Raw genomic sequence first — 21,993 nt, 5'->3', positions numbered from 1 at the left:
GGTCGCTTACCCCGGTGCCACGGGTGTGAACACTGCCGCCAGGCGCTCGGCGCTGGCCTGCAGGCTCTCATTGTCGTTCAGACCCTGGCGCAGGTAGCGCACCAGTTGCGGCTGAAGGGCAATGGCCAGGTCGGTCTCGCGATCGCCGCCGGCCACGTAGGCACCGACGCTGATCAAGTCACGGCTCTGCTGGTAGCGCGACCACAGCTGCTTGAACTGCTGGGCCTGGGCCAGATGCTGGGGGCTGACCACGCTGGGCATCACCCGGCTGATCGACGCTTCGATATCGATGGCCGGGTAATGCCCTTCTTCGGCCAGGCGCCGCGACAGCACGATGTGGCCATCGAGTACACCCCGTGCCGAGTCGGCGATCGGGTCCTGCTGGTCGTCGCCTTCGGACAACACCGTATAGAACGCGGTGATCGAGCCGCCCCCGGCCTCGGCATTGCCGGCCCGCTCGACCAGCTTGGGCAGCTTGGCGAAAACAGAGGGCGGATAGCCCTTGGTGGCAGGTGGCTCGCCGATAGCCAGGGCGATTTCCCGCTGGGCCTGGGCAAAACGGGTCAGCGAGTCCATCAGCAGGAGGACGTTCTTGCCCTTGTCGCGGAAATATTCGGCAATGCGGGTGCAGTACATGGCCGCGCGCAGACGCATCAGCGGGGCTTCGTCGGCCGGCGATGCCACCACCACCGAACGGCGCAGGCCCTCCTCGCCCAAGGTGTGTTCGATGAACTCCTTGACCTCGCGGCCGCGCTCGCCGATCAGCCCGACGACGATGATGTCGGCCTCGGTGAAGCGCGTCATCATGCCCAGCAGCACACTCTTGCCCACGCCGGTACCGGCGAACAGACCCAGGCGCTGGCCACGGCCCACGGTCAACAAGCCATTGATGCTGCGAATGCCGACATCCAGTGGCTGGCTGATGGGATCACGCTTGAGCGGGTTGATGGTGGGCCCGTCCATGGGGATCCAGTCCTCGGCCTTCATGCCGCCCTTGCCGTCCAGCGCACGGCCGGCGCCGTCGAGAATGCGTCCGAGCATGCTCATGCCCATGGGCAGGCGCCCGGTATCGGCAACCGGCACCACCCGCGCGCCAGGCGCGATGCCGCTCACGCTGCCCACCGGCATCAGGTAGATCTTGCTGCCGGAAAAGCCCATGACTTCCGCTTCGACCTGCACCGGCTGGTCGCTGTCGTCGTTGATGACCACACAGCGACTGCCCATGGCGGCACGTAACCCTTCGGCCTCCAGGGTGAGCCCGACCATGCGCAGCAGGCGGCCTTCGACGATTGGCTGGCGCGGCAGGTCGATGGCCGCCTCGTAGGTGCCCAGGCGCTTGCCGAAGCTGGTGCGATCAAGCTTCATCGGGCTCACCCAGCTCGATGGTGATGTCGGCCGGGGCCGGGTGCATGTTCTGCTCGTGCAGTTGGTCGAACAGCTGGGCAATGGCCTGGGTGATGCGCGTCTCCATGCTGGCATCGATGCGACTGTGCTCGGTTTCGATACGGCAGCCACCGGGCTGCAGCGCGTCGTCCTCCTGGATGCGCCAGTTTTCCTCGTGCTTCTCCCGCAATGACTTGATCTGCTCGAAATCCTGGGGATTGATGAAGATGCGGATGTTGTTGGCGCCCATGGGCAACAACTTGAGCGCCTCACGCAGTACTTTCTCGATCTGGCTGGAATCGGTGACCAATTCGCGGCGAATGACCTGCCGGGCAATGTGCCCTACCAGCTCGACCAGGGATTTTTCGATCTGGGTGTCCTGATCGGCGATGGGCGTCAACAGGTGCCCCAACAGCCGGTCGAACTGGACGAGCTTGCTGGCCAGTGCGGCCTCGGCTTCCTGACGCACTTTGAGCTGGGTACTGTGAAAGCCTTCTTTTTCGCCGGTGGCGAAACCCTCGTTGTAGGCTTCCTGGCGAATGGCTTCGAGTTCTTCCAGGGTGATGGGCTGGACCTCGTCGAGGGGAACCTCTTCGATCTCCTCGACCGACACCGGCGCCAGCACCACCTCGACGGCGGGCCGTTCGGGATCGAAACTGGGCAACGCCCACAGGTCGGCGCTGCGCGCGTCGACGGCGCGGATCAGTTCACTGACGGGTTCTTGCGGGGGGCGGGACATGGCTTGCGATTCCTGGCGCCTGGGTGCGAAGTGGGGTCGCTCGGAGCCGACCACCCCAGGGTGGCCAGCCTCCACGACAGAGGTCCGGGAGAGGGACGATTAGATCATCTCTTCCCCACCCTTGCCACCCAGCACGATTTCACCGGCCTCGGCCATGCGCCGGGCAATGGTGAGCACTTCCTTCTGCGCCGACTCGACATCGCTGACCCGCACTGGCCCCTTGGCCTCGAGGTCGTCGCGCAGCAGTTCGGCCGCGCGCTTGGACATGTTCTTGAAGATCTTCTCGCGCACGCCTTCGTCGGCGCCCTTGAGCGCGACCACCAGTACGTCGGAAGAGACTTCGCGCAACAGCGCCTGAATGCCGCGATCGTCGACATCCTTGAGATTGTTGAAAACGAACATCAGGTCTTCGATCTGCCCGGACAGCTCTTCATCGACCTCGCGTATGGAGTCCATCAACTGGCCCTCGGACGAGCTGTCGAGGAAGTTCATGATGTCGGCGGCGCGCTTGACCCCACCCAGCGTGGTCCGCGTGGCGTTGGAGTTGCCGGAGAACTGTTTCTCCAGAATGGTATTGAGCTCTTTGAGCGCCGCAGGCTGTACGGTGTTCAGCGAAGACACGCGCAGGATGATGTCCAGGCGCGCCTTGTGCTCGAAATGCGCCAGCACTTCGCCGGCCTGGTCGGGGTCGAGGTAGGCCACGACGATCGACTGGATCTGCGGGTGTTCGTAGCGAATCACATCGGCCACGGCGCGGGGTTCCATCCATTTCAGGCTGTCCAGGCCGCTGGTGTTGCCGCCCAGCAGAATTCGGTCGATCAGGCCGTTGGCCTTGTCTTCGCCAAGGGCCGAGGTGAGCATCTTGCGGATGTAGTTGTCGGAACCCACGCCCAGGCCGGTCTGGTCGCCGACCACGGTGACGAATTCACTCATCACCTGCTCGACCTGCTCGCGGTGCACATTGCGCATCTGCGCCATGGCCACGCCCACGCGCTGGACCTCCTTGGGACCCATGTGGCGAAGCACCTGCGCCGCGTCGGTTTCACCCAGAGACAGCAGAAGAATGGCGGCCTTGTCGACCTTGGTCAGCTTGGGGGTGACGGCTTGTGAACTACTCATCGGCATTGATCCACTCTTTCACGACCTGGGCCACTCGGCCCGGGTCTTCGGCCACAAGACTCTTGATTGCATTCAGTTGGGCGTCATAGCCCTCGGTCGGGCTGGGCAGCAGAATGCTCTGCGGCCCACCCAGGCTGACCCGATCGTTGGCCAGCTCGCTGTCCATGCCCAGGGCGGCAACACCCCCCACCCCGCCGGCGGCACCAAGTTCGCCATCGCCCGGCCTGGATTTGCCACCACCGGTGATGTTGGTCAGCACCGGGCGCAACACGCCGAACACCAGGACCAGGATGAACAGCACGCCCAGCGCCTGTTTCATGATGTCCCAGAACCAGGGTTCCTTGTAGAACGCAGGCTCGGTGATGACTTCCGCCGAGTTGGGCGCGAACGGTACGTTGATCACGGTCACGCTGTCGCCACGGCTCGCATCGAAGCCCACGGCATCCTGTACCAGACGGGTGAAACGGGCCAGCTCCTGGGCATTCCAGGGCGTCAGGGTCACGGTGCCGTCGGCCGGGTTGACCTTGGCCTGGTCATCGACCACCACGGCGACCGACAACCGGGTCAGGCGACCCTGCTGCTGCTTGGTGTGGCTGATGGAGCGGTCGAGCTCGAAATTCTTGGTCGACTGCTGACGCTTGTCGGCCGGATACGGCGCCAGCATCGGCTGGCCGGTGGCCGGGTCCATGATCTGCTGGCCATTGGCGTCGAGCAGCGGCTGGCCTGGCTGGATCGCGCCAGCGGCTGCCTGCCCCTGGGCGGCATTCTGCGGTGCGGTGGCCGGGCCCGGTGGCTGGTTGCTCAAGGCGCCGGGTACACCCGATGGGCCCGAACCGCTGGAACGTTGCTCGCTGGTGGACTGCTCGCTGCGCAGTGCCGGCTGGTCCGGGTTGAACTGCTCGGAGGTCGACTCGACCGCGCTGAAATCCAGGTCCGCCGACACCTCGGCCTTGAACCGATCACTGCCCACCACCGGTTGCAGTATGTTGTGGACACGCTGGGTCAGCATGCTCTCCATGCGGCGGCTGTAGTCGTATTGCTTGCCGGCCATGGTCAGCGCGTTGTCTTCCAGCTGCGCCGACAGCAGGGTGCCCTTCTGGTCGACGACCGACACGTTGGACTTGTTCAGTTCCGGGACGCTGGTTGCCACCAGATTGACGATGGCCGCCACCTGGCCGGCATCCAGGGTACGGTTGGGGTACATTTCCACCAGCACCGAGGCCGTTGGCTTGCGCTCGTCACGGACGAACACCGAGCTCTTCGGGATGGCCAGGTGCACGCGCGCCGCGCGGATATTGTTCAGGCTGCCGATGGTACGGGCCAGCTCGCCTTCCAGGCTGCGGCGGTAGCGCGCCGTTTCCATGAACTGGCTGGTGCCCAGGCCTTGTTCCTTGTCGAGCGACTCGTAGCCGACGTTGCCGTCGCTGGGCGCAACGCCGGCCGAGGCCAGGGCGATGCGCGCACGCGACTGGTCGTCGGCCTTGACCAGCAAGGCGCCGGAGTTGGGTTCCACGGTATAGGGAATGTTGGCCGTGGTCAGGGTGTCGATCACCTGCTTGGTGTCCATGCCCGCCAGGCTGCCGTACAGCGGCCGGTAGTCGGGTTGCTGCGACCAGAGCACCACGGCAAAGCCGATCGCGACGCTCGCAGCCAGGCCGACCAACAGGCCGACCTGACGCAGCATGGTCATCTGCGACAGATTCTGCAGGACAGACAAGCCCATGAGCGGCGATTTGTTGCCGCTCTTGGCAGGGAGGTTATCGGTGGTCGCTTCAGCCATGACTCAATTCGTCCTCAGACCGGCATCTGCATGATGTCTTGATATGCCTGGACCAGCTTGTTGCGCACTTGGGTCAAGGCCTGGAACGAGACACTGGCTTTCTGCGAGGCGACCATCACATCGGTGAGGTCGACGCCGCTCTTGCCGATCTCGAAAGCAGTGGCCAGTTGGCTGGAAGCACCCTGCACGTCCGCGACCTTGTTGATGGCGCCGCCGAGCATGTCGGCAAAGCTGCTGGCGCCGACTTCCGGCGCCGCAACCGCCGCAGGCCTGGCCATGGCGTCCGCCTGCATGGCGCGCATGTCCAGCATCAAGCGGTTGAATTCAATACCTTGGCTCATGGGTGACCCTCTGCGACGACCTGCGTTTTTTTGACACTGCTGCATTCACTACAGAGGTAGTAGCAAGGAGGGTGCCAGTTGCAGTCGCAGGCTTGCGAAACAGATCGATGGCGACGAATCGCCGCAGCCGCTGCCGGTCAGCGGGCGTCCGTCACGAGGCGAACAGACTGGCCTCCACGTCCATTCCGGCATCGCGCATCTGCGCCAGCTTGTAGCGCAGCGTCCGTGGACTGATGCCCAGGCGCTCGGCGGCTTCCTTGCGGCGGCCGCGCTCGCTGCGCAGGGTGTCGATGATCATTTCGAATTCCCGTCGGCGCAGATCGTCCTCCAACGCGCCGGCCGGCAGCCCGACCGGCGCCTGGGTTTCCAACGGCAGTGCCGGGGCACGGGCTTGCACCACCAGGCTCAACGGCGGCAACGGTGCCGCGCCTGCAGGCCCGGCCAGGCAGAAGTCGGCTGCCTGGATCAAGCCGCCGTGCTGCAGGATCAAGGCGCGCTGAATGGCGTTGTCCAACTCGCGAACGTTGCCCGGCCACGGATGATCGAGCAGGCACTGTTCGGCCAGTGGCGAGAAACGCACAGGCGCGTGCTTCATCTTGTCGACATGGCGGTCCAACAAGCGTCGCGCCAGCGGCAGGATATCGGCGCGGCGCTCGCGCAGAGGTGTCCACGCCAGCGGGAAGACCGAAAGACGGTAGAACAGGTCTTCGCGAAAGCGCCCGGCCGCCACGTCGGCCGCCAGGTTGCGGTTGGTAGTGGCGATGACGCGTATGTCCAGGGCAATGGGTTTGCGTGCGCCGACGCGCTCGACCTCACGCTCCTGCAACACGCGCAACAGCTTGGCCTGCAGGCCCAGCGGCATCTCGGAAATTTCATCGAGCAACAAGGTGCCGCCATCGGCCTGCTCGAACTTGCCCGCCTGCGCCGCGACAGCGCCGGTGAACGCGCCCTTCTCGTGGCCAAACAGCGTGGCTTCGAGCATGTTGTCGGGAATCGCCGCGCAGTTGATGGCGACGAAAGCCTGTTCTGCGCGCCGCGACTGCTGGTGAATGTAGCGTGCCAGCACTTCCTTGCCGGTGCCTGATTCACCGGATATCAGCACCGTGGAATCACTGCGTGCAACCCGTGCCGCCAGCTCGAGCAAGGCCAGGCTGGCCGGCTCCAGTGCGACCGGGCCGTGATCGGTACCGGCCGGGACCAGGCCGCGGCCATGCCGGGTCACCAGGTCGAGCAGCGCGCGCGGCTCGAATGGCTTGACCAGGTAGTCCGCCGCACCCTGGCGCATGGCATCCACCGCACGCTCGACGGCGCCATGGGCCGTCATCAGCAACACCGGCAGTTGCGGCTGCCGGGCGCGTAGCCTGGCAAGCAACTGGTGCCCATCGATACCGGGCATGTTGACGTCGCTGACCACGATCCCGAAGGGCTCGCGCGCCACTGCCAACAATGCTTCCTCGGCACAGCTCACCGCCTCGAATTCGAAGCCACCCAGCTCCAGCGTATCGCCCAGCGCCTCGCGCAGGGCCCGGTCGTCCTCGACCAACAGCACCTTGATGCTCATGGAGCACGCTCCTGCAGGGCCACCAATGGCAGGGTCAAGGTGGCGCAGCTGCCGCGGCCGAGCGTGGAGCGCAGTATCAACTCGCCTTGATGGGCCCTTGCCACGGCCTTGACCACCGACAGGCCGAGCCCGGTACCGGTGGGCTTGGTGGTAAAGAACGGCTCACCCAGCCGCGCCAGCGTTGCCGGGGCCATGCCAGGCCCATTGTCACTGACGCACAGGCGCAGGGTGTCGTCGCGCGCATACAGATGGACCTTCAGCCGTGCCTCGCCGGCGCTGGCCTGGATGGCGTTGTCGATCAGGTTGAGTACCGCGCCCACCAAGGTGTCCTTGTTGCACAGCAACTCGCCGGCATGGCTGTCGCACTGCCAACGCACGGCGACATTGTGCACATGGGGCTGGGCGGCGGCCTGCAGGGCCTGCAGCAACTGGCGGGGCGTGAGGCGATCGGGCAGCGGCAGCTCGCCGCGGGCGAACACCAGCATGTCGCGAACCTGGTTTTCCAATTCATGCAGACGCTCCTTGAGGCGTCCAGCGAAGCGCTGCTGGGTCTGCACCGGCAGTGGTTTTTCGGTCAGGTGACTGGCGTACAACAGCGCTGCCGACAGCGGCGTGCGTATCTGATGGGCCAGCGAGGCCATCATCCGGCCCAGTGACGACAGGCGCTCACTGCGCGCCACTTCGCTCTGCAGACGGCGGGTCTCGGTCAGATCGGTAAGCAACACCAATTGACCAGGCTCGGCGTCCAGCGAGCGGGTGGAAATCGACAGACGCCGCCCATCGATCAAAGAGATTTCATGACCGTCGTCGCGGCGTGGCGCGAAACTGCGGACGATCACCTCGCGCCACAGTTCGCCTTCCAGAGGCGCACCCAGCATATTCGCGGCTGCCGGGTTGGCTTCGCGCACACGACCATGCCCATCGATGACGATGACGCCGCCGGGCAACAGATCGAGCAGGTTCTGCAGGCGATTGGCAAGCCGTTCCTTTTCCGCCAGTTCGGCCAGGCGCTGGGCGCTGACCACTTCCAGCTCACCCTTGAGCGATGCCACGCGCGCCTCGAGCAGGCTGTAGGAGTCGCTCAAGCGGTCGGACATCTGGTCGAACAGGACGAACGCCTGGTCCAGCCCCTGGCGGCTGTCGGATGGCGCTACGGACACGGAAGCGTCGCTGCGGGGCATGGGCGCGGAGGGCTGGATAGCGGCCTGTGGCATGGGTCTCTCTCACTTGGCTCACCGTCAAAAACGGTATCGTGAAAGGGATAAAAGCAATAGCCGTGCCGGGTGAAACCCTGCGGGCTGCGAGCGCCGCAAGGAACAGTCGGATGGCGCAGGGAAAGTGTGGGAGTTCAAGCGCTTGGCGCGCTTTGCCGGAAACGGCAGATGTTGTATGAAGCATGGCCACTGCCTGAAGGGCAGCGGCCGGTCGAGCCGCAGGCGTCAATCGTCTGCCTGTTGCTCTTCGCCCTCGCCTTCGCGTCGGCTCATGCCGTACTTGCGCATCTTCTCCACCAGGGTGGTACGGCGGATGCGCAGACGTTCCGCGGCGCGCGCGACGATGCCATTGGCATCGTCCAGCGCCTGCTGGATCAAACCCTGTTCCAATCCGCCCAGGTAGTCCTTGAGGTCGAGCCCCTCGGGCGGCAGCATGGCGCTGGAAGCGAAGTCGGGCGTATGGCCGTTGATTGCCACACGCTCTTCCAGATCGCTGCGCAGGCTGTCGACCAATTGCTCGTCCTCGTCGTCGACGTAGCGAAATTTCTTCGGCAACTCGACCACGCCAATCACACCATACGGATGCATGATCGCCATCCGCTCGACCAGGTTGGCCAATTCACGCACGTTGCCCGGCCAGCCATGGCGGCAGAGCGACATGATGGCTGCCGAGTTGAAGCGGATCGACCCACGCTTTTCATGCTCCATGCGCGAGATCAGCTCGTTCATCAACAGCGGGATGTCTTCCACGCGCTCGCGCAGCGGGGCCATCTCGATGGGGAACACGTTGAGGCGGTAATACAGGTCTTCACGGAACGTGCCGACCTCAATCATGCTTTCCAGATTCTTGTGCGTGGCCGCAATGATGCGCACATCGATGCTCTGGGTCTTGTTGCTGCCCACGCGCTCGAATGTCCGTTCCTGTAACACTCGCAGCAGCTTGACCTGCATCGGCAACGGCATGTCGCCGATTTCGTCGAGGAACAGGGTACCGCCGTTGGCCAACTCGAAGCGGCCGGCGCGGCTGGTGATCGCGCCGGTGAAGGCGCCCTTCTCGTGACCGAACAGCTCGCTTTCGAGCAACTCGGCCGGAATCGCGCCACAGTTCACCGGCACGAATGGCGCATCGCGACGCTTGGAATGGTAGTGCAGGTTGCGCGCGACCACTTCCTTGCCGGTACCCGACTCGCCGAGGATGAGCACGCTGGCATCGGTATCGGCCACTTGCTGCATCATCTGGCGCACATGCTGGATGGCGCGGCTGGTGCCCACCAGGCTGCGGAACAGGTTGGGTTCGCGCTGACGGCCGCGCTCGCGGGCCTGGTCGTACATCTCGCGATAGACCTGGGCACGGTGCAGGGAATCGAGCAGCTTGCTGTAGCTGGGCGGCATCTCCAGGTGCGACAGCACGCGACGACGCAGGTCGTCGGGCAGCTCGACAGCACCTGGCTCGCCCAGCAGCAGCACCGGCAGGAACTCGTCCCAGTTGGCGAGCGTCTTCAGCAGGCCGGCAAGGTTGCCCGAAGACACCTCCCCCACCAGGACGCAGAGCACCTCGCGGCTGGACGACAGCGCGTCGACCGACATCTGCCAGTCAGCGCTGCCACAGGCCAGGTTCTCTTCGCCAAGAAAGTTCAGGATGACCGCCAGATCCCGGCGGCGAACGCTATCGTCATCGATCAGCAGAATTTTGGTTTCACGCCACATGCAATAGCAACTTCCCTAGTCAACTCGAAGCCCGAAAGGGCGCTTTCGACGTTTTTGGCCATGGTTTCAGCTAACAGACGCCAGACGAATCGTAACAGCCACTAGTAAAGGCAAAAAAATCGACTTAGTCAAATTTATGGCGCAATGGCTGTCAGCGGAACAGATGGTAAACCTTTGCAGCGTTCTTCGCTTGGGTGAACTGTGACATTTCGTCGACAACTGACTGACGCGCTAATCGAGTGACGTTGAGTAATTGACGGTAGACCTCGAGCAGATCCTCGAGGTGACTGCGCAATTGCACTGGGTCTTCCGGGACTTCCTGCAATACGCTGTCGACACAAGCCCGGCATTCGATGTCCAGAACGCCGATCGCATCCCAATCGCCTGCCTGCATGGCGTCTACCAAGGCGTGGCGAGTCTGCTGAATCCGCTGTAGTGCACTCATGGCAAACTCCTCAGGCCGGCTGTGCCGATTCGTGGCTGGCGATGGCGTCCCAACCGCTCTTGACGGTGATCATCAGCCGGGCGACTTCGTCGATCAACTGCGGATCATTCTTGATGTTGGCTTCGGTCAGGCGGCCGGACATGTAGGCGTAAAGGTCGTCGAGGTCCTTGATGGATTGCGACTCGCCGGCCTTGCTTGGATCCAGCCCCTGGCGCAGGCCACCAATGATGGCCACGGCCTTGCCGAGCATCTCGCCCTTCTGCGACACCTGACCACGGCTCAGCGCACCCTTGGCCTGGGCCATGCGATCGAGACTGCCCTGCATCAGCATCTGCACCAGCCGATGCGGCGTGGCTTCGGATGTCTGGGCATGGGAATCGACCTTCTGGTATTGGCTCAGCGCTCTCATGGCGTTCATTGCGGCGGACCTCGTAACACATGATTTGATGTTGTATCGCTTGGTTACTATGTCGTCGCGGGCGGGAAAAACTTTAGTGAGCCTGATGGAATATGCAAAGTAACGTGGTATCAGGTAATGAACGCCGTCGATATGGAAGCGTTCGTGCAAATGACGGATATGCAAAGGCCCGGCATAGACCGGGCCCCGTGAGTGGCACTTTTCGTCAATCGCTGTCGGTTTTGTTCAGCGCGTTCAGCGTGGTCATGATGCTCTTGCTGGTGGCGTTGAGCTGCGCGACGAGGGTGTCCATGGCGGTGTACTTGGCATTCAAGGTGTCCGTCAGGTTCTTGATCCGGCGGTCCAGGGCCTGCTGTTGCTCGGTCAATTTGGTCAGCGTGCCGGAGAGCGAATCCGAACGCGAGGCGAGAATGCCGCCTTTCACCGCATAGGAGTCGGTCGCGGTGGTCATCCGCGAAAGCAGACCGTCCTTGCCGGTGAACATGTCCTGGATGGCTGCCACGTTGGCGGGATCGCCCATGGCCGTGTTCCACTTGGCGTCATCCATTGCCAGCAGACCGGTCTTCTGGTCGGTGTTGATGCCGAACTGCGACAGGGTCAGCTTGCTCGAGCCCGAGGAGGTGACCAACTCGTTGCGCATCGACTGGATCAGGTGGCGCACGGTGGAGTCGCCGGTCAGCCCTCCCCCACTGGTCGTGCCGTCGGCCCCGGTGCTGACCTTGGTCAGCGTGTTGAGTTGGGTCATCAGCGCGTTGTAGGCATCGACGAAGCCAGTGGTGGCTTTCTTCAGGGTGTCAGTGTTGGTGCTGACCGAGATGGTCGTCTTGGCGGCCCCTGCTTCCAACAGTTTGATTGACACGCCGCTGATGGCCGCGGCGACCGTATTGGTCGACGACTCCATCTCGATGCCGTCGATCTTGTACGTCGCATTGGTGGGCTCGTTCACAGTGGTGGAGGCAGTCAGCTTGTCGAGGCCACTGCCCGCCTCGGCGGTCATGGAAATCTCGGTACCCTTGCCGGTGGTCGAGGAGCTGAGGACAAGGCGCGAGCCACTGGCGTCGGTCAGGATGTTGGCACTGATACCGCGACCGACCAGCTGGGTGTTGATGAGATCGCGGGTCTGCGCCAACGTCGCACCCGCCGGAATGCTGATCTTGCTGTCTTTGAATGACTGAGTGATCGTCAAGGTCTGGGCGGAAGACGTAGCATTGACCACGGCTGCGCTCTTGTCGGCGTAGACGCCAGAAGAAATCTTCGAGGAAGTCGCCAGGGTCGTTACTTCAAGCGAGTACGTACCGTCGGAGGCGGAATCGGTCACGGTCACCGAAGCCGCCTTGTCGTTGGACGAGGCTCCGGTCAAGCCGCTGAACGCCGAGGCCTTGTTCATTGCCGCGACGGCGGCCCGATAGGTTTCCAGCGAGCTCTTGACGGTGCCAACGGCGGTCAAGGTGGTGGTGGTGGTCAGCGTCTGGGTATCGATCTGCTTTTGCTTGGGCGCTTTCTCGGCATTCACCAAGGCCTTGACGATGGCATCGGTGTCGATACCCGTGCCCACGCCGCTGGACTTGATCGCGCCGCTGGTGCTTGAGGTGGTGGTGCTTGAAGTACTGGCAGTCGTGGTGGCGGCGGTGGTGCCGGTAGTGGAGGAAACAGTAGCCATCGGTATCTCCTAGAATCGAGTCAGGCGTGTTTTTGACGGATACCGCCCCAAGCACACCCAGCTACATTTTTCGTGCCAGCTCAGATGGTCGCGTCGAGCAGACCGCTGCGACCGTCTGCCAGGCTCTGCGCCAACTTGAGCGCGGCCTCGGTTGGCAACTGACGAATGATTTCACCGCTGTCCGTAGCGATGACCTTGACCACGACGGCATGCGTCGAGTCGTCGATGGAGAATTCCAGATTGCGCTGTGCGGTATTCACATGCGCCTGGAGGTCCTTCACCGCTTGTTCCAATTCGGCCCGTTCGGGAGTCACCGACTCGACCGCGGGTTCATCCTGCTTGACCTGCCGCGCAGGCAGGGAGGCGGCGCTCGCTGGCGCTGACGTGGCGGCAAGAGGCAATCTTGCAGTAACGCTCATGTCCATGTTTGATCACCCCGAAAATCAAAAAACGGAAGGGTGCGTGGGCACCCTTCCGTCAGTCAGCCAGGGGCCGTATTACTGAAGCAGCTTCAGTACGGACGATGGCAGCTGGTTGGCCTGGGACAGGATCGCGGTGGATGCCTGCTGCAGGGTCTGCTGCTTGGTCAGCTCGGCGGTTTCCGAAGCGAAGTCGGCGTCCTGGATACGGCTACGAGCGGCCGACGAGTTCTCGGAGATGCTCTGCAGGTTCGACACAGTGCTGTCGAAACGGTTTTGCACCGCACCCAGGTCGGCGCGCTGGGCGTCGATGTTGGAGATGGCCTTGTCCAGTGCAGCGATTGCGTTCTGAGCGTTGAATGCAGTGGTGATGTCGGTTTCGCTGACCGAGGTGAGCTCGGAGGCCTTGCTGGACGAAGCACCGGCAGTACCGGTGGCGAACAGGCCGGTAACACCTACACCAGCGACCGAGTAGCCTTTGGACGAATCAAGCGAGACAGCACCGGTGGCGATGAAGGTGTCTGCAACGCCTACCGCAGTGCCTGGAGTACCGCTAGCGTCTTTGGTAGCTACCGTCACGTTCGCAGCAGCGGCGGCGGCACCGGTGACGGTGGTATCAACGCCGAACACGATATTTTCACCGGTGTCGGATTTGACCGACAGCGTGCCTGCCTTGCTGTCGTAGTTGACACTGATACCCAGTTTCGCCGCGTTCGAGTTCAACTGATCGGCAAGCGAGGCGGTATCGGTCACGCCAACCATGCTGACGGTTTCGCTGCTGCCGACCTTCATAGTGAAGGTTGCCGGAGCGGCTGCGGCACCTGCGCCTACGACGAAAGATGCCTCGGTGCTTGCCTTGGCGGTCAGACCGGGTACTGAACCGTTAAGCTGGCTGGCGATAGTCTTGGCTGACGCTTTGGCGTCGATGGTCACATCTTTGGTCTCACCCCCGCCTGTAACCTTGACTGCACCACCTGCAACCCCGGCAGCCGACACGGCTACACCGATACTCTTGACCTGCTGCGAACCGATAGCGTTGGCAGACACATCGCCCAACGTCACGTTGATGGTTTCGTTGGCATTGGCGCCGATCTGGAAGGCGGTGGAACCGAACGAGCCGTCGACCAGGTTGCGACCACCAAAGGTGGTGGTGTTGGCGATACGGGTCAGCTCGGAAGTCAGCTGGGTGTACTCGGACTGCAGCGAAGTCCGGTCATCGCCGCTGTTCGAACCGTTCGCCGACTGCAGGGCCAGTTCACGCATACGCTGCAGGATGTTGGTGGATTCCTGCATCGCGCCTTCAGCGGTCTGGGCGATGGAGATACCGTCGTTGGCGTTCTTCACTGCGACCGACAGGCCGTTGATCTGGCTGGTCAGACGGTTGGAGATCTGCAGGCCGGCGGCGTCGTCCTTGGCGCTGTTGATTTTCAGGCCCGAGGAAAGACGGGTCATCGAGGTGCTCAGCGCATCGGAAGCCTTGTTCAGGTTTTTCTGAACGGTCAAGGAAGCGGTGTTGGTGTTTACGGATAAGGCCATGACAAATTCCTCGGGGTTGTTAGCTGTGGCTTCCGGCCCTGGCGAGCGCCGGGTGTGGCCTAGAGAACCTTCGTAGTAGTTATCGTCGGTTCAGCGCTTTGCTTGAGGGCGATTGCAATGTTTTTTCGCCTTCAAGCCGCTGTAGCCGGAAAAAGCAAGCGTTGGCTTGATCTCTCTTGATAACTGTTTCGTCCGAGGAAGGGGGAACTTGAGGGGAATGGACAGCGATAGCGCGAATTTCTGGCGTCAACGGATCAACGGTAGCAGTGACCCGAATCGCGTCACGGTTGCCGCCGTGTGCATGCAAGAGCGCGGCGAGCCCGGACGCGGCTTGCGCCGCTGCTACAGGGGATTGCGGTATCTGTAGCAGCGGCGCAAGCCGCGTCGGCGGGCAACGTGGTATCCGCAGCAGCAGCTCAAGCCGCGTCAACGGACAACGCCGCATTTGTAGCAGCGGCGCAAGCCGCGTCTGGGGGCAACGCGGTGGATCAGGGGCGGTAGATGAGCGCCGAGCCCCAGGACAGGCCGACACCGAAGCCGCTCAGGGCAACGCGCTTCCAGGCGGAGTCGAGAATGTGCTTTTCCAGCAGTAGCGGGATACTGCTGGACACCGTGTTGCCGGTTTCGACCATGTCCTTGATGAACTTCTCCGGCTCTTCCTCGAAACGCCGGGCTACCGCATCGACGATCGCCGCACTGCCCTGGTGGATGCAGTAGGCGTCGACGTCGGCGCTGGTCAGGCCCGACTCATCGAGCAATTCGTGCAGATGCGCCGGGACCTTCAGCAGAGCGAAGTTGAACACCTGCCGACCGTTCATGAAAAACACCCCATCGGTGACCTTCAGGTGCGGGGCGCCGGAACCATCGGTACCGAACTTGGCCTTGCCCAGCTGCCAGGGCGCGTCCTCGCCCATCCAGGTGGCGGTGGCCGCGTCGCCGAACAGCATGGTGGTGTTGCGATCCTCGGGGTCGACGATCTTGGAGTACGGGTCGGCGGTGATCAGCAGGCCGTTCTTCAAGCCAGCCGCTTCCATGAAGCCCTTGAGCGCATAGATGCCGTACACATAGCCCGAGCAACCCAGGCTGATGTCGAACGCCGCAACGTTGGTCGACAGGCCGAGCTTGTCCTGAACGATAGCTGCGGTGTGTGGCAGGCCCTCCTCGTCCCCGTTCTGGGTGACGACGATCAAGGCGTCGATGGACTCGCGGGACAGCTGCGGATTGCTGGCGAACAAGGCGTTGGCCGCTTCCACGCAGAGGTCGGAGGTTTCCTGGTCGTCGGACTTGCGCGGCAGGAAGGCCGAACCGATCTTGCCGATGATGAAATCTTCATCCTTGGCGAATTTGGCACCTTGGGCGTAGTTGTCCAGGCCTTCGGCAGGCACGTAACTCGCGATGCTTTTTATGCCAATCATTGTGGCTTCCCAATACAAAGGTAGCTGGAGGCCATTACGCGGAGCGTTTGCGCAATGCCATCGAAAAGGGTGTCAGGCGGCGTCGGCCCAGGTAAGACGGCGCCACTGCTGCCAGAAACGAAGCAGCTGCAGGCCGCTGATTCAGCGGCCCGGCAATACATAAGTGTGAAGATGCACGATTCGACCCATTGGTCACACAGGTATTGTGCCATAGGCGGTAGGAAATGGCGCGCGGCGGGGTCGTGCGAGACGGGGCCTGCGCCCCGCCGATCAGAGTTTGTTGAACAGACTCAGCTGGGAGATCTTCGCGAAGGCCAGCTGCGAAGCCTGCAGCATGGTCTGTTGCAGACTCAAGGTCACCGATGCGGTGGCGAAGTCGGTGTCGGAAATCGCCGACTGCGTGCTCTTGTTGGCCAACGCCAGGCTGACGTTCTCGTCGTTCTGGATAGCCAGCGAGTTGAGCCGCGCACCGATCTGCCCACGGGAAATGTCGATGTTCTCGTTGGCGCTGGCCAGGTTGCCCAACGCCGAGTCGGTGGCGTTCTTCAATGCCAGCGCGGATCTGGCGTCGGTCACCGGTATCTCCAGGGCGGACTTGAGCTGATGCAGCGTATCCAGCACGTTCTGGGTCTTGTGGCTGTTCGCGTTGACACTGAAGCTGTCGCCCGCGCCAGCCTGGCCCGAAACATTGAAGGTCACCCCCGCCGCCGTGATCGAGCTGCCAGCGGCACCGACAACCACTGCACCCTTGCCGATGGCTTGGCTGGAATCGGTCAGTGGTTGGGCGTAGACCTCGTACTCGCTGTCGCTGGTGAACTTGATCACCGCCCCGCCAGCCGGGAAAGCTGCGGAATAGCGATCGGCATCGGTCACGTTCGCGCTGGTCAGCTGCGCCGTGGAGGTGTTGGCCGCGTTGCGCGTCGAACTGATGCTGTCCGGCTTGCTGCCCAGGCTGAACGTGCGCCCTGCCATGTCGGCATCGGCAACGGTGCCCAGCGCGCTCTGCTTGGCCGCCACGTCGATGTCGAACTCCACACCGTACAGGCTGATAGTGGTACCACCGTCGGCCTTCGGGTCAAAGGTGCCGTTGCCAGTGACCTGCGAGGTCACATCCTGGTTCTTGCTGTTGGTGAGGGTGAACTGGGTGCTGCTGGTGAACGTCAGCTTGTACGGCTGGCCGTCGGTGAACGCCTTGTTGTAGGTGGTCAGCGATTCGAGGCGGCCATCGGACACGGTCACCAGGCCGTCGTCGACCACCGGTGCGGTCATGGTGGTTTGCGTACGGCTGGTGTTCACCGCTGTTTCCAGGATGCCGTAACCGGTGTCGTTGGTCGCCAGTTGCAGGGTATCGGACACCTGCAGGCTGAGCTGGGTCTGGTCGCCTTGGTAGGTGTAGCTGCCGTCGCTGTTCTGCACATAAGGCGGCGTGCTGGTCTTGGATCCGGAGAACATGTACTGGCCGTTGGCATCCTTGGTGTTGAGCAGGCCAAGGACGTTTTTCTCGATCTCGCCGATTTCGCTGGCAATCGAGGTGCGGTCGGCATCGCTCAGGCCGCCGTTACCGGCCTGAATCGTCAATTCCTGGGCCCGCTGCAAGGCCGTAGTGATGCTGTCGAGCACACTCTCTTCCTGGGTCAGCGAGTTGGTAACGCCGGTCATGTTGCCGCTGTACTGGGTCAGCAAGCTGCTCTGCTGCTGCAGTTGCAACAGTTTGGCGGCACCGACCGGGTCGTCTCCGGCACTCTGGATGCGATTGCCCGAGCTGATCTGCGCCTGGGTCTTGGCGGTGTCCGAGAAATTCTTGGAATAGCCGGTCGCGCTGGTCTCGAAATACTGAGAAGTGGAAATTCGCATGGTCGACTATTCCTTAGAGGGCGTTGATCAGGACGCTGAATGTTTCCTGCGCAGCCTTGATGATCTGCGAGGACGCCGTGTAGTACTGCTGGAACTTCACCAGGGAGGCGGCTTCGTCGTCCAGATTGACACCCGATACCGAGTCGCGGTTGGTCTTGGCCTGGGTCAGCACCGCACCGGTGGCCTTGGTGTCGACGGTGGCCTGGCTGGCCTTGGCGCCAACCCGCTCCACGAGCGATGCGTAGGCACTGGTGAAGCTCATGCCGGGGTTGCCCGCCGTGGCGCCAACCGTGGCCTTGGTCTGCAACGCCAGCAATTGCGTGGCATTGCGGTTGTCGGACTTGCCATCGGCGTTGAACGACACGGTGTAGCTGTCGTTGACTGCAGGCGTGCCGCCCACGGTGGTGTCGAAACTGAAGGTCAACTGCTTGCCGTCGGCGCCGTTGACGGGCTTGCCGTCGGCACCCACCACCGGCACGGTCAGGCTCAGGTTGTTGCTCTGGCCAGGCACGATGGTACCGCTGCCGATACTGGTGCCTGATGCGTTGAACAGACTGTAGCTCTGCGCACCGTCGGTGGTCTTGCCGAACACCAGCTTGACCGGCGACGAGGTTTCGATGCCGCTCTGCAACTGGCTCAGGGCCGTGCCACTGTAGATGTCCAGCTTGCTGCCCAGCACCGGCTGGGTGAAGGTGCCGGTGCCCGAGTTGCCAACGGTCGCCGTGCCGGTGAGCGGCGCGGCAAAAGCCAGCTTGTTCGAATCGGTGAGTGTGGTGGTGATAGCGCTCGCGCCGCTGCGCGTCGGTGTGACGACGAAACTGTCGCCGCTGGCAACCTTGCCGTTCAGGCCCAGGGTGACACCGTCGATCACGGGTGCAGGATTGCTGCCCAGGTCGAAGCTGCCCATCGACGTGCCGTCCGAACGGGTCACGCTGTAGGCGGTGGTGCTGCTGAACTTGACGTTGTAGTCGTAGATGCTCAACTTGCTGGAGTCGGCAACGGTAACGCTCAGGTTGCCCGAACCTGCGCTGTTGGTGGACGCCGCCAGGCTGCGGTTGGCCGTGGCGGTGGCGCTGTTGATGCTGGCGAATACCGACGAACCGAAGTCACCGTTGAGGTCGATACCCTTGCCCAACTGGCCGTTCAAGGTGTCGCTCACGACAATGGCGGTGCGCCCCAGCTCGTTGATTGCCGGGTTCAGCGCATCGCTGCGAAAGCGCAGCAGGCCGCCGATCTCGCCGCCGGTGGTGACCGAAGTCACGTCGGTGCTGTAGCCCTGATACTGGATGGTCAGGCCATACTGGCTCTTGTCGGCCACACCGGGTGTGGCCACCAGCGAATTGGCCGAGCTGCCGGTCACCAGCGACTGCCCCGAGCCCAGGTAGACGTCGTAGTTGCCGTCACGCTGCTGCACGCTCACACCGACCAGCTCGTTGAGCTGGCGAACGTTTTCGTTGCGCGCATCGAGCAGGCTGTTGGGCGTGGAACCGGTGCCCGACATCTCGGTGATCTGCCGGTTGAGTTCGGCGATGTTGCCACTCAGCTTGTTGACCTGGCCGGTCAGGGTGGTCAACGACGCATTGATGCTGTCGTTCTGCTGGCTGAACTGCGACGAAATCGAATTGAAGCGATTGCTCAGGGTTTGCGCCTGGGTCAGCAGCAGTTGCCGCGACGAGGTATCGCTCGGGTTCGCCGCTGCGGTCTGCACGGCGGAAAAGAAGCTGCTGAGCACGGCGCTGATACCCGTGCTGCCATCGGACAGCAGTTTGTCGATGCTGTTGATCTGGGTGCTGTACGCGCTCGCGTCGTTGCTCAACGCAGTGCTGGTCTGCAGTTGGGTATCCATATAGCTGCTGTAGATACGGCGCACGTCGGAGATCGTGGTGCCGGTGCCCAGATAGCCCACGCCGATGTTCTGCAAGCCACTGGCAGTGTTCACCACCGACTGCCGGGAATAGCCCGCAGTCGCGACGTTGGCGATGTTGTTACCGGTGGTCGCCAGGGATGCCTGGCTGGACGCCAGACCGGACAGCCCAATGGAGATCAGATTCGACATGGGTTCAAACCTTATAGATTCGTGGTAGCGCTGGTGCTGCTGCGAGCGTAGTTCTCATAGCCTTGCATCTGCTTGGCGATGGAAGAGATCTTGCTGGCGTAGTTCGGGTCGGTGGCGTAGCCGGCCTTCTGCAGTTCCTTGACGAATTGTTCGGGGTTGTCCGCGGACTTGACCACGCCCTGGTAGCGATCGTTGTTCTGTAACAGGCTGACCAGGTCGTGGAAGCTGTCTTCGTACGAGGTGTATGAGCGGAAATCGGCGGTTTCCTTGACCATCTGGCCGTCGCGGAATTCGCTGGTGATCGCGCGGGCGTTCTCGCCTTTCCAGTTGCCGGTGGCCTTGATGCCGAACAGGTTGTGGCTGCTGCTGCCGTCGTCGGCGCGCATGATCGATTTGCCCCAGCCGGTTTCCAGCGCCGCCTGGGCGACCAGCACCTTGGGGTCGACACCGATGCGAGCAGCGGCTTTTTCGGCCATCGGCAGCATGGTCGCGATGAACTCGTCGGACGAGGCGAACGCGCGCTTGGCCGGGGCCAGGGGCGGCTGGGCGACGCTCTTCGCCAGGCTGCTGCCCTCGACCGCAGCGCCACTGCGCACGGTCTTGGCCAGGCTGTTGAGCGGTGCATCGGCCGCAACGTTGATGAGGTTCTTGCTGCCGCTGGCTGCCCCTGCTTCGGTGGCCGCCGACGGCACGATGCCGGCCACCAGACGGTCGGCAAGCTTGCTGGGCAACGACAGCCGACGCTGGTTGAGCAAGGCCATGTCGTTGTGACCAACGCTGCCGGCGGCCTTGGCATCGGCCGAGGCGTCGCGAGTGGCACCCAGCGGCTTGTTCAAGCTGTTGTCGGCATGGGCGAACGGGTTCGCGCCGGCACGGGCCACGCCCTTGGTCTTGGACAACTGGCGCATGAGCACGTCCTGCAGGCCGATACCGCCACCTTCCTTGGAGAGGGTCACGGACAGCTGCTGGTCGTACATCGACTGGTACTGCTTGGTGGTTTCGGTGTTCAGCGGGTTGTCCTTGGCCAACACGTCATTTGCCGAACGCATGGACTTGAGCATTTCACCGAGGAACAGCGACTCGAATTCCTGGGCCACCTTGCGCAGGTTGGCCTCGCTGTCGCGATCCCCGACTTTCAACGAGCTCAGGCGATTGAGGTCTGTGTAAGCCCCCGAATCCCGTGTTCCCGATACTCCACCATTCGGCATTTCCATCAGCTGTTACCTCAAATCACGATCAGGTCGGCCTGCAATGCGCCGGCCTGTTTCAGGGCTTCGAGAATGGCCATCAAGTCACCGGGCGCTGCCCCCACCTGGTTGACCGCGCGGACGATCTCGTCGAGCGTGGTGCCAGGGCCAAACTTGAACATCGGTTTGGCTTCCTGCTGGGCGCTGACCCGCGAACGTGGCACCACCGCCGTTTCGCCACCGGACAAAGGCCCTGGCTGGCTGACGATCGGGTCTTCGGTAATGGTCACCGTCAGGCTGCCGTGGGTCACTGCCGCAGGCGATACCTTGACGTTCTGGCCAATCACGATGGTGCCGGTGCGCGAATTGATGATCACCTTGGCCACCGCCTGCCCTACGTCGACATCGAGGTTCTCGAGGATCGACAGGTAGTCCACGCGCTGGCTGGGGTCGACCGGAGCAGTGACGCGCACCGAGCCCCCGTCAATAGCCTGTGCAACTCCCGGGCCAAGAAGCTCGTTGATCTTGTCGACGATGTGCTTGGCGGTCGTGAAGTCCGAGCGGTTGAGGTTCAGCGTCAGGCTGTTGCCCTGATTGAAGCCACTGGGCACGGCACGCTCGACGCTGGCACCGCCAGGAATCCGTCCTGCCGACGGCACATTGACGGTGATTTTCGACCCGTCGCGGCCTTCGGCGTCAAAACCACCGACGACCAGGTTGCCTTGGGCGATGGCATAGACGTTGCCATCGATACCCTTGAGCGGGGTCATCAACAGGCTGCCACCGCGCAGGCTTTTCGAGTTGCCGATGGACGACACGGTGATATCGACCACCTGTCCCGGCTTGGCGAACGCCGGCAGGTCGGCATGGATCGACACGGCGGCGACGTTCTTGAGCTGCACGTTGCCCGAGCCCGGCGGCACCTTGATGCCGAACTGGGAGAGCATGTTGTTGAAGGTCTGCAGGGTGAATGGCGTCTGCGTGGTCTGGTCGCCGGTGCCATTGAGGCCCACGACCAGGCCATAGCCGATCAGCTGGTTGGTGCGCACGCCGGAAATGCTGGCGATGTCCTTGAGGCGCTCGGCCTGAACGCCGAACGCGGCGGACAACAGCAGGGCAGCGGCGATCAGGTGTTTGAAGTTGAGCATGGACGGGCGCA

General features: G+C 62.8%; 18 protein-coding genes and 1 pseudogene. All 19 read right to left on the bottom strand.

Annotated elements, in window-relative coordinates; all coding sequences use genetic code 11:
• Positions 1 to 6 precede the first annotated feature (6 nt).
• Positions 7 to 1,365: a flagellar protein export ATPase FliI gene (fliI, locus tag IFT44_RS14040; protein WP_122475911.1), complete on the bottom strand. Its 1,359-nt coding sequence runs from the start codon at positions 1,363 to 1,365 to the stop codon at positions 7 to 9.
• Positions 1,355 to 2,122: a flagellar assembly protein FliH gene (gene fliH, locus IFT44_RS14035; protein ID WP_122475912.1), complete on the bottom strand. Its 768-nt coding sequence runs from the start codon at positions 2,120 to 2,122 to the stop codon at positions 1,355 to 1,357. The genes fliI and fliH overlap by 11 nt, the downstream gene beginning before the upstream one ends.
• A 99-nt stretch (positions 2,123 to 2,221) precedes the next feature.
• The gene (fliG, locus tag IFT44_RS14030) at positions 2,222 to 3,241 is read right to left on the bottom strand and encodes a flagellar motor switch protein FliG (RefSeq protein WP_043193255.1); all 1,020 of its coding nucleotides are present in this window, start codon (positions 3,239 to 3,241) and stop codon (positions 2,222 to 2,224) included.
• Positions 3,234 to 5,021, bottom strand: a complete 1,788-nt coding sequence (gene fliF, locus IFT44_RS14025; protein ID WP_192176073.1) for a flagellar basal-body MS-ring/collar protein FliF — start codon at positions 5,019 to 5,021, stop codon at positions 3,234 to 3,236. The genes fliG and fliF overlap by 8 nt, the downstream gene beginning before the upstream one ends.
• Positions 5,022 to 5,035: 14 nt before the next feature.
• A complete protein-coding gene (fliE, locus tag IFT44_RS14020) occupies positions 5,036 to 5,362 on the bottom strand; it encodes a flagellar hook-basal body complex protein FliE (protein ID WP_122475915.1) in 327 nt (108 codons plus the stop codon).
• Between the two features lie 151 nt (positions 5,363 to 5,513).
• Complete coding sequence (locus tag IFT44_RS14015) at positions 5,514 to 6,923, bottom strand: sigma-54-dependent transcriptional regulator (protein WP_192137931.1); 1,410 nt, start codon at positions 6,921 to 6,923, stop codon at positions 5,514 to 5,516.
• On the bottom strand, positions 6,920 to 8,137 hold the full coding sequence (locus IFT44_RS14010) for a sensor histidine kinase (protein WP_192176072.1): 1,218 nt from the start codon (positions 8,135 to 8,137) through the stop codon (positions 6,920 to 6,922). The genes IFT44_RS14015 and IFT44_RS14010 overlap by 4 nt, the downstream gene beginning before the upstream one ends.
• Before the next feature lie 225 nt (positions 8,138 to 8,362).
• The gene (locus IFT44_RS14005) at positions 8,363 to 9,844 is read right to left on the bottom strand and encodes a sigma-54 dependent transcriptional regulator (protein WP_122475920.1); all 1,482 of its coding nucleotides are present in this window, start codon (positions 9,842 to 9,844) and stop codon (positions 8,363 to 8,365) included.
• Positions 9,845 to 9,995: 151 nt separating this feature from the next.
• On the bottom strand, positions 9,996 to 10,289 hold the full coding sequence (locus IFT44_RS14000; protein ID WP_122475922.1) for a flagellar protein FliT: 294 nt from the start codon (positions 10,287 to 10,289) through the stop codon (positions 9,996 to 9,998).
• 10 nt (positions 10,290 to 10,299) lie between these two features.
• On the bottom strand, positions 10,300 to 10,707 hold the full coding sequence (fliS, locus tag IFT44_RS13995; RefSeq protein WP_122475924.1) for a flagellar export chaperone FliS: 408 nt from the start codon (positions 10,705 to 10,707) through the stop codon (positions 10,300 to 10,302).
• 205 nt (positions 10,708 to 10,912) lie between these two features.
• Positions 10,913 to 12,367: a flagellar filament capping protein FliD gene (fliD, locus tag IFT44_RS13990; protein WP_192102307.1), complete on the bottom strand. Its 1,455-nt coding sequence runs from the start codon at positions 12,365 to 12,367 to the stop codon at positions 10,913 to 10,915.
• An 80-nt stretch (positions 12,368 to 12,447) separates the two neighbouring features.
• Positions 12,448 to 12,792 (bottom strand): flagellar protein FlaG, encoded by a 345-nt coding sequence (locus IFT44_RS13985; RefSeq protein WP_122475927.1) that lies wholly within the window; start codon positions 12,790 to 12,792, stop codon positions 12,448 to 12,450.
• 72 nt (positions 12,793 to 12,864) lie between these two features.
• Entirely contained in the window at positions 12,865 to 14,322 is a 1,458-nt protein-coding gene (locus IFT44_RS13980) for a flagellin (RefSeq protein WP_122475929.1), read from the bottom strand.
• A gap of 488 nt (positions 14,323 to 14,810) precedes the next feature.
• A complete protein-coding gene (locus IFT44_RS13975) occupies positions 14,811 to 15,737 on the bottom strand; it encodes a ketoacyl-ACP synthase III (RefSeq protein WP_122475930.1) in 927 nt (308 codons plus the stop codon).
• A gap of 270 nt (positions 15,738 to 16,007) precedes the next feature.
• Complete coding sequence (locus IFT44_RS13970) at positions 16,008 to 17,591, bottom strand: flagellar hook-associated protein 3 (protein WP_192176071.1); 1,584 nt, start codon at positions 17,589 to 17,591, stop codon at positions 16,008 to 16,010.
• A 13-nt stretch (positions 17,592 to 17,604) separates the two neighbouring features.
• Complete coding sequence (flgK, locus tag IFT44_RS13965) at positions 17,605 to 19,647, bottom strand: flagellar hook-associated protein FlgK (RefSeq protein ID WP_122475934.1); 2,043 nt, start codon at positions 19,645 to 19,647, stop codon at positions 17,605 to 17,607.
• 11 nt (positions 19,648 to 19,658) lie between these two features.
• The gene (gene flgJ, locus IFT44_RS21375) at positions 19,659 to 20,339 is read right to left on the bottom strand and encodes a flagellar assembly peptidoglycan hydrolase FlgJ (protein ID WP_446730956.1); all 681 of its coding nucleotides are present in this window, start codon (positions 20,337 to 20,339) and stop codon (positions 19,659 to 19,661) included.
• Positions 20,331 to 20,861, bottom strand: a pseudogene (locus IFT44_RS21370) (rod-binding protein); the annotation flags it as partial. The pseudogene IFT44_RS21370 and the gene flgJ, both read right to left, overlap by 9 nt.
• Positions 20,862 to 20,872: 11 nt before the next feature.
• Entirely contained in the window at positions 20,873 to 21,982 is a 1,110-nt protein-coding gene (locus IFT44_RS13955; protein ID WP_122475937.1) for a flagellar basal body P-ring protein FlgI, read from the bottom strand.
• Positions 21,983 to 21,993 lie beyond the last annotated feature (11 nt).

Source organism: Pseudomonas sp. CFBP 13710 (assembly GCF_014842235.1).
GTDB classification, from domain to species: Bacteria; Pseudomonadota; Gammaproteobacteria; order Pseudomonadales; family Pseudomonadaceae; genus Aquipseudomonas; species Aquipseudomonas baltica.
The sequence above is the reverse complement of the archived record's forward strand: the minus strand, read 5'-3'. Positions and strand labels throughout refer to the sequence as shown.